This is a genomic window from Paenibacillus puldeungensis (assembly GCF_042678945.1).
GTDB lineage: Bacteria > Bacillota > Bacilli > Paenibacillales > Paenibacillaceae > Fontibacillus > Fontibacillus puldeungensis.
Genome location: NZ_JBHTLM010000015.1, coordinates 80,037 through 94,966, shown reverse-complemented (window position 1 = coordinate 94,966; position 14,930 = coordinate 80,037). Strand labels below are relative to the sequence as shown.

At 47.8% G+C, this 14,930-nt stretch carries 16 protein-coding genes; 12 read left to right on the top strand and 4 right to left on the bottom strand.

All coding sequences use genetic code 11. From position 1 onward, the window contains the following. Positions 1–297 precede the first annotated feature (297 nt). The 5 genes from ACFQ3W_RS18790 (at position 298) to ACFQ3W_RS18770 (ending at position 5,055) form a co-directional block, all read left to right on the top strand. Entirely contained in the window at positions 298–2,697 is a 2,400-nt protein-coding gene (locus ACFQ3W_RS18790; RefSeq protein WP_379320768.1) for a YcdB/YcdC domain-containing protein, read from the top strand. A 93-nt stretch (positions 2,698–2,790) separates the two neighbouring features. Beyond that, positions 2,791–3,240, top strand: coding sequence for a hypothetical protein (locus tag ACFQ3W_RS18785; RefSeq protein ID WP_379320767.1), 450 nt, complete (start codon positions 2,791–2,793; stop codon positions 3,238–3,240). 109 nt (positions 3,241–3,349) lie between these two features. Further along, on the top strand, positions 3,350–3,811 hold the full coding sequence (locus ACFQ3W_RS18780) for a DinB family protein (RefSeq protein WP_379320766.1): 462 nt from the start codon (positions 3,350–3,352) through the stop codon (positions 3,809–3,811). 79 nt (positions 3,812–3,890) lie between these two features. Further along, the gene (locus tag ACFQ3W_RS18775; RefSeq protein ID WP_379320765.1) at positions 3,891–4,424 is read left to right on the top strand and encodes a hypothetical protein; all 534 of its coding nucleotides are present in this window, start codon (positions 3,891–3,893) and stop codon (positions 4,422–4,424) included. A 52-nt stretch (positions 4,425–4,476) separates the two neighbouring features. Then, the gene (locus ACFQ3W_RS18770; protein ID WP_379320764.1) at positions 4,477–5,055 is read left to right on the top strand and encodes an LOG family protein; all 579 of its coding nucleotides are present in this window, start codon (positions 4,477–4,479) and stop codon (positions 5,053–5,055) included. Between the two features lie 59 nt (positions 5,056–5,114). On the opposite strand, the gene ACFQ3W_RS18765 is transcribed toward ACFQ3W_RS18770, so the two are convergent. After that, positions 5,115–5,447 carry an MGMT family protein gene (locus ACFQ3W_RS18765; protein WP_379320763.1) on the bottom strand — a complete coding sequence of 111 codons (333 nt, stop codon included), beginning with the start codon at positions 5,445–5,447 and terminating at the stop codon, positions 5,115–5,117. A gap of 68 nt (positions 5,448–5,515) precedes the next feature. Here ACFQ3W_RS18765 and ACFQ3W_RS18760 point away from each other — a divergent pair, with 68 nt between their 5' ends. The 3 genes from ACFQ3W_RS18760 to ACFQ3W_RS18750 all read left to right on the top strand — a co-directional run bounded on the left by ACFQ3W_RS18760 (position 5,516) and on the right by ACFQ3W_RS18750 (position 7,476). Continuing rightward, positions 5,516–6,070, top strand: a complete 555-nt coding sequence (locus ACFQ3W_RS18760) for a GNAT family N-acetyltransferase (protein ID WP_379320762.1) — start codon at positions 5,516–5,518, stop codon at positions 6,068–6,070. Between the two features lie 80 nt (positions 6,071–6,150). Continuing rightward, a complete protein-coding gene (locus ACFQ3W_RS18755; protein WP_379320761.1) occupies positions 6,151–6,885 on the top strand; it encodes a DUF1361 domain-containing protein in 735 nt (244 codons plus the stop codon). Between the two features lie 27 nt (positions 6,886–6,912). Further along, positions 6,913–7,476 carry a GNAT family N-acetyltransferase gene (locus ACFQ3W_RS18750; RefSeq protein ID WP_379320760.1) on the top strand — a complete coding sequence of 188 codons (564 nt, stop codon included), beginning with the start codon at positions 6,913–6,915 and terminating at the stop codon, positions 7,474–7,476. A 181-nt stretch (positions 7,477–7,657) separates the two neighbouring features. Here ACFQ3W_RS18750 and ACFQ3W_RS18745 read toward each other — a convergent pair whose 3' ends face one another. Both ACFQ3W_RS18745 and ACFQ3W_RS18740 read right to left on the bottom strand, forming a co-directional pair. Then, entirely contained in the window at positions 7,658–8,467 is an 810-nt protein-coding gene (locus ACFQ3W_RS18745; protein WP_379320759.1) for a histidinol-phosphatase, read from the bottom strand. Between the two features lie 41 nt (positions 8,468–8,508). Then, positions 8,509–9,411, bottom strand: a complete 903-nt coding sequence (locus ACFQ3W_RS18740) for a LysR family transcriptional regulator (RefSeq protein ID WP_379320758.1) — start codon at positions 9,409–9,411, stop codon at positions 8,509–8,511. A gap of 270 nt (positions 9,412–9,681) precedes the next feature. Here ACFQ3W_RS18740 and ACFQ3W_RS18735 point away from each other — a divergent pair, with 270 nt between their 5' ends. Both ACFQ3W_RS18735 and ACFQ3W_RS18730 read left to right on the top strand, forming a co-directional pair. After that, complete coding sequence (locus ACFQ3W_RS18735; RefSeq protein ID WP_379320757.1) at positions 9,682–10,140, top strand: chemotaxis protein CheX; 459 nt, start codon at positions 9,682–9,684, stop codon at positions 10,138–10,140. Between the two features lie 40 nt (positions 10,141–10,180). Further along, entirely contained in the window at positions 10,181–10,957 is a 777-nt protein-coding gene (locus tag ACFQ3W_RS18730; RefSeq protein WP_379320756.1) for an SDR family NAD(P)-dependent oxidoreductase, read from the top strand. A 181-nt stretch (positions 10,958–11,138) separates the two neighbouring features. Here ACFQ3W_RS18730 and ACFQ3W_RS18725 read toward each other — a convergent pair whose 3' ends face one another. Next, positions 11,139–12,212, bottom strand: a complete 1,074-nt coding sequence (locus tag ACFQ3W_RS18725) for a YeiH family protein (RefSeq protein WP_379320755.1) — start codon at positions 12,210–12,212, stop codon at positions 11,139–11,141. Between the two features lie 136 nt (positions 12,213–12,348). On the opposite strand from ACFQ3W_RS18725, the gene ACFQ3W_RS18720 reads away from it, so the two are divergent. Both ACFQ3W_RS18720 and ACFQ3W_RS18715 read left to right on the top strand, forming a co-directional pair. After that, positions 12,349–13,239 (top strand): LysR family transcriptional regulator, encoded by an 891-nt coding sequence (locus tag ACFQ3W_RS18720; RefSeq protein ID WP_379320754.1) that lies wholly within the window; start codon positions 12,349–12,351, stop codon positions 13,237–13,239. Positions 13,240–13,351: 112 nt separating this feature from the next. Further along, positions 13,352–14,824, top strand: coding sequence for a DEAD/DEAH box helicase (locus ACFQ3W_RS18715; protein WP_379320753.1), 1,473 nt, complete (start codon positions 13,352–13,354; stop codon positions 14,822–14,824). Positions 14,825–14,930 lie beyond the last annotated feature (106 nt).

Here is a 14,930-nt window from a genome sequence, read left to right as displayed (position 1 = left end):
TTACTTGTACCTGCAGAACTTACTTAATGTATTTTGTACAGTTAATCATAGCCTTAAGAGAAATGTTGGACATTTAGATGCTGAAAGTGCAGCTAAAATGAGTGAAATTCCTCTTCTAATCCTAATTACCCCGATTTAAATGTACAAAATACAGTTAAAATCCAAAAGTCGGCGTTTGGCCTGAAAATAAATGTACAAAATACATTTAGTGATGAATTTTGAGCAGGGCAAATATTTTTACTCTCTGACATTGGAAAAATAATGAAATTTCCATTACAATTAGAGGAAAATGTAGTAATGGGAAGGATGAAATATTTGAGCCGTCATTTTAAAATTATCGAGAATTCCGGAGCAGCTAAGTTTCCAAAATGGTCTGGTAAGGTGGCAATGACTAGTTTGATTGCGCTTTCATTATTGCTTCCGCAGGGTGTGGTGCTAGGGGCGTCATCCAGCGGTACTAATTCTGGATCCGCTTCAGGAAGCTCAGCAGTTATCCCAAACACCTCTGAGGCTAAAACTCCCGACCCTTCCAAGGCCAAGTTTTCAAAGGAGCAGGTGCTCGCCAAGGTTAAGGAGTTGTTTCCGCAGCTAGCCAAAGCCAAAGCAACAAGCGTTCAGCTCGGCATCACCAATGAGTTCCCTGCTCCAAAAAACCAGATGATCTGGGATATTTCCTGGGAGTTCCGGGAAGGCAATATGAGTCACAGCTTCAGCAGCAGAGTGGATGCCATAACAGGGGAACTGGTGAATATCTACCTCAGCATGCCTGAGACAGAAGGCAAAAGCTTTTATCCTCCGGGTGTAACGGAGGAAAAAGCTTTGGAGATAGCAAAGGCGTTTATCGCCAAAGCAGCTCCTTCTTACTCCGCCAAGGACCTCCAACTAAAGGAGGACTACAGGTATATAGGTACTAAATCACTGTTCGGACCTGTTCAATACAATTTTTACTTTGATGTCCTGATCAATGGTTTGCCCTCGGCAGGCGGTGGAATCAGTGTAGGGATGGATGGAGATGGAAACATTACGCAATTCTCCAAACCTTCAGATAGGCTCGAGCATCCTTCGGCGGTCCCTTCCATTACACAAGCCGCAGCGGAGAAGCTATTTAATGAGCAATTTAAAGTGGAGCTAGGGTATTTTCCGATCCGTAAAAATGGAGAAATTTCGAGTTGGGTATTGGCCTGGGGGGCATCGGAAAGTGCAGTCAGTCCTATCGATGCGAAATCGGGGAAGAAAATTAACTTTAGAGGGGTGGAGCTTCCATCAGAATCTACCTCATACGACGCAATACCGGCGGGAAAGAAAGCATTTATACCTAGAACCTCTACTGTGGAGATGACCGAGGATGAAGCAGTTAAAGCGATTCAACAGGTAGCTCAAATTCCTGAAGGGCGAACACTAAATTCGAAATTTTTGTCAAATGATTATAGAGATTCAAATCGACAGGTGTGGCGACTAATCTGGGGAGGAGATAACGACCTAAGGATGCCTTTCCCTATGCAAACCTCTGCGGAGGTCGATGCTTTAACCGGGCAAATTGTACAGTTCAGCATTGAGGAGTACAGTACTGGAAAGCTGCAAAAGCCGCTGCCAGTACCTAAGGGGGCCGTAAAATTAACGAAGGAAACGGCGAAAAAGCGGGCTATAGATTACATTAATCTTTTATATCCGAAGGCCGACAGCAATTTAAAGCTTGTGAACCAAGAAGCAGATACGAGTGAGAAGAAAAATGAAGATCGGTACAGCTATCAGTTTACCCGCTTTTATCAAGGCCTTCCTATTCGAGATGGCGCAGTGTCCTTGACGATCGATGCGTATGGCAGACTGCTGTTCTACAATGTGAGTGATCGGGAGATGCCTGCTAGTGTTCCGGCTGGGAATACAGCTACAATTACAGAGGAAAAAGCGCTTGGGTTATATCGGCAGGAATATAAGCCGAAGCTCCAGTACCAAAGTTTTGGTGGGCATTATATTGATGGAGAATACTCCGAACCGGTTGCCCGACTCGTATATGCTCCTAACGCCGTAAATCCGGAAAGAGATAGCATGGTGCTGGATGCGGTCTCGGGAAAATGGGTGGCCACCTATGACAACTTTATGCTTTCCGGAAAAGTACCGACTCCTAAGGATATAAAAGGCCATAAAGCCGAAAAAGAGCTGACCACGCTTGTGGATTATCAGGTTTTGACGCCGGATCAGGACGGTAACCTGAAGCCTGATGAGGCGGTTACGATGGGCGACTGGCTTAAGATAATGGGTAAAGCAGAAAATCCGAACTATGAGCAATACTATTTTGGGGATGAGAATGGCAAGAAGATCTTTTTCGGGGTAGCTCCCGAGAGCCCTTATTATCAAGCCGTTAGATACGCAGTAACCCGTCATTGGGTACAGGAGGATGCCAGCCTTCAGGTGGATGCGAAGCTGACACGTGAGCAGCTCGCTGTCATGCTTACAATTGTGCTTAAATACAGCAAGCTAGCTACTTTCCTCGGTCAGGACACGGCCGTGAGTCAATTTAGCGATGCTAAATCGATTAAAGAGCCGGGTGCGGTAGCCCTCACTGTCAAGCTGGGCCTTCTGGAAGGGCAAAACGGTAAATTCAATCCGCAGCAGACCGTGTCCAAAGCGGACATAGCGTCCGTCATTATGAAACTGGTTAATTTGCAGGGAAAGACGGATCAGCAGATCAATCAGTAATCGGAACGAATTAGCAATATAACGAATTTATGGAGAAGTCGACAAGGCTTCTCCTTTGTTTTCATAATTTCTCCAGGTGGTGCAGAGTATAACATGCTCAAAAGTTTTGGCAAAATCAACGCGATTAGCGCCTTGTATGCTCTTATTTTTGTCGTCATTACAGAAGGAATAACCAATATCGGCCGCGTTCAGGCCATGACTGGGTACAGCTATTCTGCGACAGAGCGGATGGTATCATGGGGAACGTTATTTATAGCCATGGTTTTAGCGTGCGGCTGTATTTATTTGGTTCATAAATGGATGAAAGCTCGGCCGTTCGTATTTTGGTCGGTGCTGCTATGGTTTCCTTATGCGATTGCTATTGTTGCTGGTTTCGGGTGGTTGTTCCCTAATCCGAATCCGGTGGACTCCGATAATTATGGAGCGGGACTGCTCATTCTCGGTTTGATCGTCGTTTATCCTTTTTTGGTGGGGCTGACTGTATTGATAGGAGTAGCATGGCCCTCGCGGATCATTACAAAGGGCGACGATCATGGTGAATGACTTAGGTTTTACATTTCATGTCTTAATTCAAAACATTGTCTTATGGTAAAATCAGGTTACTGAGAGTTTAAGGGAATTAAAAGACCTTTAGGGAGAAGGGATTTTGCATATGCTGAAAATGCTCCAATACAATTGGCAAATTCGGGAAGAGTGGTTCGCGTGGTGCGAACAAATATCTGCTGAAGAGCTGCTGCGGCAGCGAAGCGGCGGCGTGGGGAGCATTTTAAGGACGTTGTATCATATTATTGACGTGGAATGGAGCTGGATTCAAATCATTCAAGGGAAGCCGGATGATCCGGTGCCCTTTGAGGAGTACATGTCCTTGGAACGAATCAAAGAATTGTCCGCCTCATTCCATGGGGAAGTGGAACTGTTTCTATCTACCTGGACTGACGAGATGGACGGTACACGCATCATTAATCCTTCCGATCAAAAGGAGTATACGGCAGGCGAAATTTTACGGCATGTCATTGCTCATGAAATCCACCATATTGGGCAACTTTCGGTGTGGTCACGGGAGCTTGGCCTAGCGCCGATTTCTCCAAACTTTATAGGACGGGGAATTCGCTAATCTCTTCTTTATTTTTCGTAAAAAAAGCAAAACCTAGGCATATATCCCAATTACATTTCACATCTATGGAGGAGACAACGTGAGACAAAACATCCAAGTGCCTTTCGGTTATGAACCGCCGGTAGAAAGCCGAAAAGGTACGATGATCTACTATGATTCTTTTGAGCACACATCAGATGAAGAATTGGACCTGGCGGCAAAGGAAGCCTCCAATCGGGCTTTTGCCAAGCTTGTGCTCTACCCGCTGCATGAGGAGACGGTCAAACGAATCTCGAAGAATGGGGCTAGTCCCTTTTATCAGAGGGAGGATCGGCTGCATCAATGGAAAAGCGAGCAAGGGCGAGCGTCAGCGGTGACAATTGAAAGCTGGGAAGGGAAGAGAAAAAAATATACACCGATGGACACGGCACTCCGGCATATGGCAGATAAATATCCAGCTCCTCATTTCGTCTATCTGTCCCCGGAAATGGCTAACCAATTTGCCTCATTTTCCTCTTTTGAGGAATGGATCGTCAAAGTCCGGCTGCTGCTATCGGCATCACCTTCCCAGCTTCACCCTCGCCTGGAGAAATACCGCCATCGTTGGAACGTGGCCGGTGAATCGGGACAGTAAGATATTTGCGAGCGATTAGGGAGAAGAGAATCACGGAGGGGAGAGTGAAAAGATGAAATCGATATGTGTATTTGCCGGTTCCCGCTTTGGGGAGGATGAGCAGTATCGGAAAAAGGCTGAACAACTTGGTGGTACCTTGGCCAAGCAAGGATACCGAATCATATATGGCGGTTCGAAATTCGGACTCATGGGTGCTATGGCGGATGCGGCCCTTAGTGCGGGCGGTGAGGTCATTGGGGTCATGCCTACGGGATTGATGAACGGAGAGCTGGCCCACCCAGGATTAACGCAGTTTTTAGAAGTCGAGGATATGCATACCCGGAAAGCTAAAATGGGCGAGATGGCCGATGGTTTCATTGCACTACCTGGCGGATTCGGAACGCTGGAGGAACTGTTTGAGGTGCTCTGCTGGCTGCAGATAGGGATTCATCAAAAGCCGGTCGGTGTGCTTAATATTAACGGGTATTACGATCCGCTCATCGGACTGGTGGAATCCTGTATCGCTGCCGGATTTGTGAATCAAGGCCATCTGTCGCTGATTAACATATCTGCTGAACCTTCCGAATTGATCTCACTTATGGAGCATTTTGTTCCTAACGTCGCGGAGAAAAAATGGAAGCAGGGGGTATAGTTTTGAACCCCCTTCTTTTTTTGCGAATGAATGCGAAACAGGTGGGTATTTAGTAAAATTTAAGGTTCCGCTTGATGCCTGGGTGTCTCTGGTTCAAATTGGTAGCGGACGAGATCGATCCGTCCGCCAGGCATAACGACTACATTTTCCGCCTCAAGGCTCCATTGCTGCTGGTGGAAGCCTTCTTCATCCTGCAGAGCGATTTCCCCCTTGCTGTTTACTACGCGGTGCCAGGGTAGTCCGTACTTCCGGCTCATGCTGTGCAGAATGCGGACGACTTGCCTAGCGGCGCGGGGGCTGCCGGCTGCGGCAGCGATTTGGCCATACGTCATCACTTTTCCCTCGGGAATCTGGGATATAATATCTATTGTTCGGGCTGTGAAGGGCTGCATAAATCCGAACTCCTTCCGTTTCTGAACTGATCATCATTTTATTTTTTCATAGAATTGAGGTAAGTTATATGAAATCTATTTTAACCTCCGAACGGCTAATTTTGAAAGAGCTGGGCGCAGAGGATGCAGATGCTGTTTTGCTTTTTTTACAGCGCAATCAGAGCTTTCTGGAGCAATGGGAGAAAATAAAGGAACCGGAATATTACACATTGTCCTACCAACAGGCGCTGCTTGAGGAGGAATCAAAGAATATCCGAAACGGACACCTATGCACATGGTGGATATTCCGGGCGGATGATCCGGAGCGGGTGATTGGCTCCATCGCCTTAAGCAATATTGTACGCGGGGTTTTCTTGTCATGCCATTTAGGCTATCGAATGGATCAGGACGAGCGGAATAACGGGTATATGACGGAGGCAGTTCGGACAGTTGCCAATTTCGCCTTTCACGAATTAGGGCTTCACCGAATTGAAGCTAATATTATGCCGCGCAATGAAGCTTCATTCCGGGTTGTTGAAAAGTGCGGTTTTTATCAGGAAGGCTTGGCGTTAAAATACCTCTTTATCAACGGGATATGGGAGGACCATATTCACATGGTACTAAGAAACGAAGCGATGGAATAGCCGGTTGATGGCGGCTTCGTAACAATTTGTCACAGTCATTCGTGTATAGGTTAAAGGATACCTGCGATAGGAGTTGTGGCATGAAGCAGCGGCTTAAAGAATTAGGTTATCCGGCAAAGCTATACGTATGTATCGTTTTGTTTGCCGGAACGGTTATCGGCATGAAATATGCGATGGAAATCAAGCTACCAAGTGGGGGGCATCCCTATTTATTTCTGCTTTGGAATGCGTTCCTAGCCTGGATCCCTCTAGGGCTGGCGATCGCTTTGGATTTGATTAGCTTGCTTCGTCAGAATGTCGTGAAGCTTCTGATTACGATTCCCGTCGGCCTCCTCTGGCTGTTTTTTTACCCGAATGCCGCGTATATTATCACGGATCTACTGCATCCGTTTGCCAGATATAAGATTGTAGACAACAACCGCTTTTGGCTGGAGAATGCGTTCTGGGACCACCTGTTTACGATGTTTTTTGCTGCCTTGATCGGCCTGGCGATAGCAATGATATCGCTGGCTTCCGTTCATCGTTTGGTGCAACGTCGCTGGGGAAGCTGGGCGGGCTGGGCTTTCTCGATTTTAGTGCTGCTATTAAGCAGCTTCGGCATTTATTTGGGCCGATTTATGCGTTGGAACAGTTGGGACCTGCTGCATCCCCGGTTTGTGCTGAATGAGACTATAGCTTATTTTATGGAGCCAGGTCAACTTATGCATGCATTTGCGTTTTGTAAGTGGGTATTTATGATCACACTATTCAACTATTTAGTGCTGTATGGGTTCGGGGTAGTTATGAGGATGCAAACGTCATCGCTTAGTAAATAAGCATAATGGGAAAAAGGGGGGGGAAATATGGCGGACATCAAGCAATGGCTGAAAAGTCAGTTTCCCGTTTTGGAAAGTGAACGACTCATATTGCGCCGTCTGGAACCAGGAGATATCGAAGCTTTGTACAGCTGCATGACTGATCCGGCCGTGCTTCGGCATACAGCGGTCGGACCGGCTAAGCTGCTGTTTCCCGATCGCCTATATCGTTATTTTGAAGAAGCGTACCGGAGCTTGCGCGATTTGCATTTTGTACTGGAACATAAACATGAGCATCATTTAATCGGGCTTTGTTCCTTGCAGTACTGGACGCCAAGCAGCGGACAGGCACGTCTAGGTTATATGGTGTCGCCTTTATACTGGAATCAGGGTCTGGCTACGGAAGCGGTGAAAACTGTGTTTGAATTTGGACATGATACGTTAGGATTAACTAAAGTTGAGGCTCGCTGCAGCGCCGATAATCCGGCCTCGGAGCATGTCCTGCAGAAATGCGGAATGTGCTATATCAGTCATCTTCCCGCAAGTAAGGGCTTGAACGGGGAAGAAATTCCCGTAAAATTGTACCGGAGAGAATGGGAAAAGGGCGAGTAATAATCACAGATTTATTTGTTACACAAATGAAATATACCTGTGATCTTAACCTAATAGTTAGAGGGTATGCTTATTACATGACCCCCTTTTGAATATATATTTTTCTAAGAACTCGGTGCACGTTGCTCGGGTTCTCTTTTTTTGCCGTGATATGCCCCCAGGAAGGGGAGCACTTCGTGCATTAAAGCGGAACGGAAATTTTCTGCTTGTTTTTGAAATATACCCACTCGGTGAACCCGATTTCCTTCAGCCGCGTTAAAACGAGATCCCATTCGTCGCCGACACGTTCCGGGGTATGGGCATCGGAGCCAAAGGTGACGTCAACGCCAAAATGCAGTGCCCGCTCAAGGATGGCATCGGATGGGTACCATCCACCACTGAGCTTTGTTTTTCCCGAAGTGTTAATTTCAATGACTACGCCGTTATCAGCGATCGTTTGCAGCGTATCGTCGATGGCTTTCGCGGTAGGGATATCGGAGAAGGCCGGGTAGTTGCCCTTCATCGCGTCGATATGCCCAAGAATTTGAAACATTCCGCTCCGTGCGGACTCGCGGATCAGCTCGTAGTATGCTTCCTTGGTCGCAATTCTTTCCGACTCTTTTAAACTCTTCCAGCGGTTTTTGTTAAAGATACTTACCTTTCCAACACTATGGACTGAGCCGATGACATAATCGAAGGGATATTGGTTTAGTGTTTTTCGGTATACTTCGGCATGTTCCGGGAAGAAGTCGGACTCAATCCCAAGAAGCACATCGATTTTTCCCTCATATTCTTGCTTAAGCTTCAGCACTTCCTCAACGTAGCCAGCGAATTCCCGTTTACCCATAGTAATTTTCGGAAAAGGGCGATCCTCGGAACGTCCGAAATAAGGGGTGTGGTCGCTAATGCCAATAACCGATAAACCAGCCGTAATCCCGGCTTCGATATAATCACGAATATTTCCGTCGGCATGACCGCAGCGAAAATGATGAGTATGAAGGTCAAATTTCATACGGATATCTGCTCCTTTCCTCTCTAGGTTTAGGTTTGCCGCTATTCCGAGCTGATAAACTTGGTTTCCGGCATTCCCTTGAGATCACCTAGAAATTGCTGCATTGCAGAGTTGATGTAACGGCTCGATTTATAAATGACCCCGACCGGGTGAGTTACCTCTAGCTCAGGAATCGGAACGATTTGCAATGTTCCCTGCTTGAGTTCACGCAAGATCGACTGCCTTGAAATAATGGCGGCGCCTAAATTAATTTCCACCATCCGTTTTACTTCTTCGCTACTGGATAACTCCATTACGATATGCGGTTCGATCCCATGCTCCTTGAAGACTTCCTCGACAAAGCGCCGACCAACCGTATCAGGAGACAGCATAATAAGCGGAACTTCCCGCAGCGACTCAAGAGTTGGAGACGGATCGTTGGCCAGAGGATGTAGCGGAGAAACCACTAATTCAAACGTATCGTAATACAAAACGGAAGAGAGTACCTGAGGATTATTCTCAATTAAATAACCGATTCCGATATCGACAAGCCCCTGCTCCACGTTTTGGTAAATAAGACAGGAAGGCATCGATTGAATCGTTGTCTTAATAAGAGGAAATTGGTCCTGAAAGTATGACAAGATCCGCGGTAAAATTTGAATAGCAATTGAAGTCGTCGTTCCAAGTACGATGTGCCCCTGCGGAGTGTGCTCCATATCGGACAGCTTCTGCTTCAGTTCTTCGACGATATCCAAAATCCGTTCCGCCTGCTCTAGAAATACTTGTCCGCGGTCGGTCAGGGTTACTGGCTGATTGCGGTCGACCAAAACAGTCCGAAATTCGTCCTCAAGGCTTTTGATCTGAGCCGAGACAGCAGGCTGCGTCAAATTCAAGAGTTCACCCGCCTTGCGAAAACTTTTCGTTTTGGAAATCGTAATCAATGTTTCTAATTGGCTGATATTCACCTGAATCCTCCTTTCTTCCTTGTCGATTCTCGCAGCTGCAATTAGAGCAGCAAAAGTATGATTTTATTAATTATAGGTGATATTCTGCAGGTAAATCAATGATTCGCGAAAGACTCGCCGGTGAGCAATCATTGACATGTTATGTTCGCTATGTCTTTAGAATCAAATTATAATGACTTATTAGTAGGAATAAAGTATAATATGTTTTAACTAAAAGTTGGGTCTTTTGTATTGATAAAGCATTCTCCTAGTGAAAAGGGGCGCATATTATTGAAAGCAGAAGTAATTAATCCTTTTCTTGAATCCGCGCGCACGGTTATCGAACAAGTTGTTCAGGTTTCGCCCTCTACCGGGCGCATGGGTGTGAGAGAGGTAATGCCCATACAGGATCAGATATGGATTCAAATCGGAATGACAGGACATTTTAGCGGCATGGTTGTTTTTGGCTTGGAGGAAACCGTTGCTCTTCGGATCGTGTCCGCGATGATGGGCGGATTTATACTGACAGAAATGGATGAGATGGGGCAAAGTGCGATTTCCGAGCTGGGCAATATGATCAGCGGAAATGCCAGTACGATTTTGTCCAATCAAGGCATTTTGGTGGATATTACGCCTCCACAGGTTATTAAGACAGAAACGTCCGGAATTATCACTCCTCGTACTGCGCTTTGCATCCCCCTGTTGATGGATGGCATCGGCGAACTGGACATTCAAGTGATGGTCTCTTAAGATAGGGACATGGAAGCTTGAAGGGATGGAAGAATAGACGATGTCTATGAATAATCAGATTGTTGTCGTTACTGGGGCTTCTAGCGGCATTGGTGCTTTGGCGGCCCAGATGCTGTCGGAGCAAGGGGCGACTGTTATACTTGCCGCCCGTTCGATGGACAAGCTGGAGGCTGTTGGAGCAAGAATGAAGGGCCCCCATAAGCTGCTTGCACTCGACGTCGGGAACGATGCTTCGACTGAGGCGGCTTTTAGGCAGGTGTTTGCCGAGTTTGGGCGGATAGACTGCCTCCTGAATAATGCCGGTTACGGGAAATTTGAGTATTGCGATGAAATGCCGCTAAATGAGTTCTCGGAAATGATGAATGTGAATTACATGGGCATGGTAAGATGCACCAAAGCGGTGCTTCCTTACATGAAGAAGGCACGTGCCGGGAGAATCGTCAACGTGGCCTCCATCGCCGGTAAGATCGGAACGGCTAAGTCGACAGCCTACAGTGCCACCAAACATGCAGTGATCGGATTTAGCGATGCTTTGCGCCAAGAAGTGCGGGAATATGGAATTTCGGTTTCGACGATTAATCCCGGGCCGATCGATACGCCTTTTTTTGCGGTGGCGGATCCGGACGGGACGTATGTGAACAACGTAAAGTGGTTTATGATGAAGCCGGAGCGGGTAGCGAGAGCTATGGTCCGCGCGGTAGAGAAAGGTCCAGTAGAAATCAATCTTCCGTGGATTGCCGGGGTGGGCGCCAAGTGGTATCATATGTTTCCACGTTTGGCGAACCGCTTAAGCTATCGGATGCTGAATAAGAAATAGAATGGGCTGGGGCTATCCTGCAAGTAGTATTTTTTACTGCTCGGGGGATAGTCCCTTTTGTATGTCCGGAGAAAATAAGGCCCAAAATATCCCTTATCCCAGCTTGCTGGGCTCTGAAAGAAAGGATAGCATCAAAGCCAGGCAGCACATTAGCATAGGGAATAATTCGATCAGATAAGCATTAAAGGGAAACGAGTGTTAGTCCAGAAAGCAGGAATGATGTGATGAGCATGGCTATGAGCGGGCGCAGTGCTTTGGTGCGTAGCTCCTTGAGATTGACATGCAGGCCGAGCCCGACCATCGCCATCGTTAGAAAAAATGTCGTGACGGACGATATATCGTTTATGGCCCAAGCCGGGACGATAATGGATTTTCCTAAAATATAGCTGCCTAGAAAGCTCATTGCGATGAAGCCCACCAAAAACCAGGGAAACACGATCCTCGTGCCCGTATTAGCTTCGCCCGAACGTTTGCGCTTAAGGTTTTGCAAATAGAGCAAAATAAAGCTGAGCGGAACCAGCAAAAAAACGCGTCCCAGCTTCGCAAGCAAGGCTATAGCCAAAGCATCCTGCCCAGCAGGTGCTGCTGCGAGCGCTACATGAGCAATTTCGTGGAGGCTCACACCCGTCCAAATCCCGTATTGAAGCTCGGATAATGGGAGTAGCGGCCGGAGAATCGTATAAACGATCGAAAAGATCGTGCCGATAAGGGCGATGATCCCTGCGCCCATAGCGGTGTCCTCTTCCTTGGCTTTGAGAATGGGTGAGACGGCTGCGATCGCCGCTGCACCACAGATGCCGGTGCCTATGCCAAGCAGCAAGGATAGGGAGAGGTCCGCCTTCAGCCACTTGGCAAGAAGTAAGGTAACGGTTATGGCGAAGATGATCGTAACTGCATCGCGCAGGAGCAGTCCCAAGCCCTGGTGCAGTACGATGTCTATGTTCAGCTTCAAGCCGAACAGAATGATTGCAAAACGAAGCAGCTTTTTGCTGGAAAATTCGATGCCTGATCTAATCTGTTCAGGGTATCCCCACACCTGACGATACAGGACCGCTAAAATAATAGAGCAAGCGAGCTGGCCAACGTGGTTGAATCCCGGTACAAAAGCGAGACCGTAACCAAGCAGAGCAATGATAAATGTAAAGCATATTCCTTTGATCCAGGAGAAGAAAGCGGTTTTCCGGTTCACCGGCTGCTTTGGATAAGGTTCAGGTTGTCTGGATGGACACGCCCGGTCATTGACTGCAACTGCCATAAAATCACCTCCTTCCGTGCGCACTATCAGAATAAATCGCATTTTATAATAAGTAAAATAAATGGTTGTGATTATTATGATAAGTGATTTAATATGATAATGTGATTATACCTTGAGTGAATAGGAGGGGTATGAGATGGATCCGGTTATGCGTGTTTTTGTAGCTGTTGCCGAAAAGGAAAACTTCACGCGTGCTGCGGAATTTTTACATATGACCCAACCGGCGGTCAGTCAGTACATTCAATCGCTGGAGCGAGCGGTGGGAACAAAGCTTTTGGAGCGCAGCAATAAATATGTTCGACTGAATAAGGCCGGAGAAATTGTGTACCACCACGCCAAAGAAATTTTGGGACTATATGACCGGATGCAGTATTTGGTCGATGATTTGAGGCATTCGGCAAGTGGTGATATTTCCATCGGAGCAAGCTACACCTACGGAGAATACGTGCTCCCGCATATTATTTCCGAGGTTATGAAGCAATACCCCGGAGTCAAGCCGACGATTACGATCGGAAACACTCAGGAAATTGAGGAGCGGGTAGCGGGGAAACAGCTGGATATCGGAGTGGTCGAGGGTGGAATGAAGCACGACAAGCTACGCATGGAGCCGATTGCTAGTGACCGGATGTCCATCATTGTAGGTGTGGGCCACCGTTTGGCCAAGGACGAGAAGACGAATTTGGCCGATTTGCACGGCGAAACATGGATCGTTCGAGAGCCTGGGTCCGGAACCCGGGAAGCGACGGATAAAATGTTTGCGATACACGGGATTACTCCCGACAAAACCATGGAATTCGGCAGCACGCAAATCATCAAGGAATCGGTTGAGGCGGGGCTTGGGATCAGCCTGCTGTCCCACTGGGCAATAAGAAAGGAATTATCGCTCGGTACGCTGAAAGTGTTGAGCATCGACGGATTTCCGTTCACCCGGACATTTTCATTGATTACGTCCTCGACCCCGTTTTATACCAAGACGATGGAGGTATTTATGGAGATGCTTCGCAGGGACGATGCGCTGCCATCCTGATCGTAGGAGATAACCTCCATTGTGGCCTATTTGTTGTGACCGTTGTTTATCGCATATAATGAAAATAATAACATTGGAATGTACGTACTTTAAGGGATAAAGGTGAAAATAGATGACGATGAATACGTTTGCCGGCCTAGGGGTCGGAGAGCTGCTGGTCACCAAGCTGGCGGATTATGGAATTACCGAGCCGTCGCCTGTACAAATTGAATGTATACCTCCGGCGCTCGAGGGACGAGATATACTTGCGCAGTCTCAGACGGGCACTGGAAAGACGCTGGCCTATCTGCTGCCATTGCTGCAATCCATTACCCCCGAGGAAAAAACGCTGCAAGGTCTGATTCTCGCTCCGACACAGGAGTTGGCGATGCAAATTTTACGTGAAACAGAGAAATACGGGGAGACGCTCGGAATCGTGTCCCAAGCCTTGATAGGAGGGGCGGCGATAAAGCGGCAGCTGGAGCGGCTGAAGCAGCATCCCCATATCGTCGTAGGTACACCGGGCCGAATTCGGGAAATTCTCGCCCTTCGTAAGCTGAAGCTGCATACACTGCGGACCGTGGTGGTGGACGAGGTTGACCAGATGTTCCAGTTAGGCGGGACGGCTGATGTAGAGCATATTTTGCGAGGGACGCTGCGGGAGCGGCAGTTGATGTTCCTGTCGGCGACGATCAATTCAGAGATTCGTGAGCTGGCTTCCAGGGAGATGAACAACCCGGTGGAAATCGGGATTGATCCGGAGCAGCGAACCTCGAAAAGCCTGGAACATCTCTATTTCGTCTGCGATGAGCGTGACAAAATCGACATGCTTCGCCGAATTGTCCGTCACTACGATCCGTCCAGAGCGATCGTATTCATTAACAATACAGATCAGATTGCCGAAGTGGAGGCAAAGATGAATTACGTCGGTTTAAGTGCCGGAGCCTTGTACGGGGATGCTGATAAATCAGCACGCAGTCTGACGTTAAGACGCTTTCGTGAAGGTAAACATCGGGTACTTGTCGCCAGCGATGTAGCTGCGCGCGGACTTGATATTGAGGACTTAACGCTGGTAATCAATCTTGATCCGCCTATCGATTCGGAGCATTACGTGCACCGGGTGGGCCGGACTGGGCGGATGGGCCGCCAGGGTCTTGCCATATCGATTATTTCGCGGCAGGAAGAGTTCATTATGCGTAAATTCTCTCGTGAGCTGGGCATTCAAATCGAGCAAAAAATGCTGTCAGGCGGTCAGATTGTAGGCCCACAGGATGCTCAGATGGCACGGGGAGGCCGGAGTGTAAACGGAGATAAGCGATCGCCGAAACCCGCTATGGGTCGTTTGCAGGGCGCAGGTGCAGGTGCAGGTGCAGGCAAGTCAGAAAAGTCGCATTCTGCTGGAGAGCGTGGGACTGCGGAGAAGACAAGCCGCCAGGATGGTGCTCGGACCTCTGCGCGTCAGGGGAAAACATCCTCATTCGGCCACGCCGAAGCAGCAGGCCAGCGCAAGTCGGCTCCTGCCGGTGAACGGAAGAAGGATCGCTTGCTGGACCGCAAAAATAAAGGGGCGCCAAAATGGCTGAAAAATAAACCTCCAAAAGCATAAGACCCATTAAATTTACGACGAAATGCCACAAGTATTGTTTTGCCAATGTTCGTTTGGTTGAAGAGAAGGCTAGGGACGAGGAGCGAAGCGCCATGCATCGCGTTGT

Coding starts and splice junctions, on each gene's coding strand:
- ACFQ3W_RS18730 (WP_379320756.1), top strand. CDS start 10,181: ATGTCTATGAATAATCAGATTGTTGTCGTTACTGGGGCTTCTAGCGGC.
- ACFQ3W_RS18785 (WP_379320767.1), top strand. CDS start 2,791: ATGCTCAAAAGTTTTGGCAAAATCAACGCGATTAGCGCCTTGTATGCT.
- ACFQ3W_RS18725 (WP_379320755.1), bottom strand. CDS start 12,212: ATGGCAGTTGCAGTCAATGACCGGGCGTGTCCATCCAGACAACCTGAA.
- ACFQ3W_RS18750 (WP_379320760.1), top strand. CDS start 6,913: ATGGCGGACATCAAGCAATGGCTGAAAAGTCAGTTTCCCGTTTTGGAA.
- ACFQ3W_RS18720 (WP_379320754.1), top strand. CDS start 12,349: ATGGATCCGGTTATGCGTGTTTTTGTAGCTGTTGCCGAAAAGGAAAAC.
- ACFQ3W_RS18770 (WP_379320764.1), top strand. CDS start 4,477: ATGAAATCGATATGTGTATTTGCCGGTTCCCGCTTTGGGGAGGATGAG.
- ACFQ3W_RS18745 (WP_379320759.1), bottom strand. CDS start 8,467: ATGAAATTTGACCTTCATACTCATCATTTTCGCTGCGGTCATGCCGAC.
- ACFQ3W_RS18755 (WP_379320761.1), top strand. CDS start 6,151: ATGAAGCAGCGGCTTAAAGAATTAGGTTATCCGGCAAAGCTATACGTA.
- ACFQ3W_RS18765 (WP_379320763.1), bottom strand. CDS start 5,447: ATGCAGCCCTTCACAGCCCGAACAATAGATATTATATCCCAGATTCCC.
- ACFQ3W_RS18715 (WP_379320753.1), top strand. CDS start 13,352: ATGACGATGAATACGTTTGCCGGCCTAGGGGTCGGAGAGCTGCTGGTC.
- ACFQ3W_RS18790 (WP_379320768.1), top strand. CDS start 298: ATGGGAAGGATGAAATATTTGAGCCGTCATTTTAAAATTATCGAGAAT.
- ACFQ3W_RS18780 (WP_379320766.1), top strand. CDS start 3,350: ATGCTGAAAATGCTCCAATACAATTGGCAAATTCGGGAAGAGTGGTTC.
- ACFQ3W_RS18760 (WP_379320762.1), top strand. CDS start 5,516: ATGAAATCTATTTTAACCTCCGAACGGCTAATTTTGAAAGAGCTGGGC.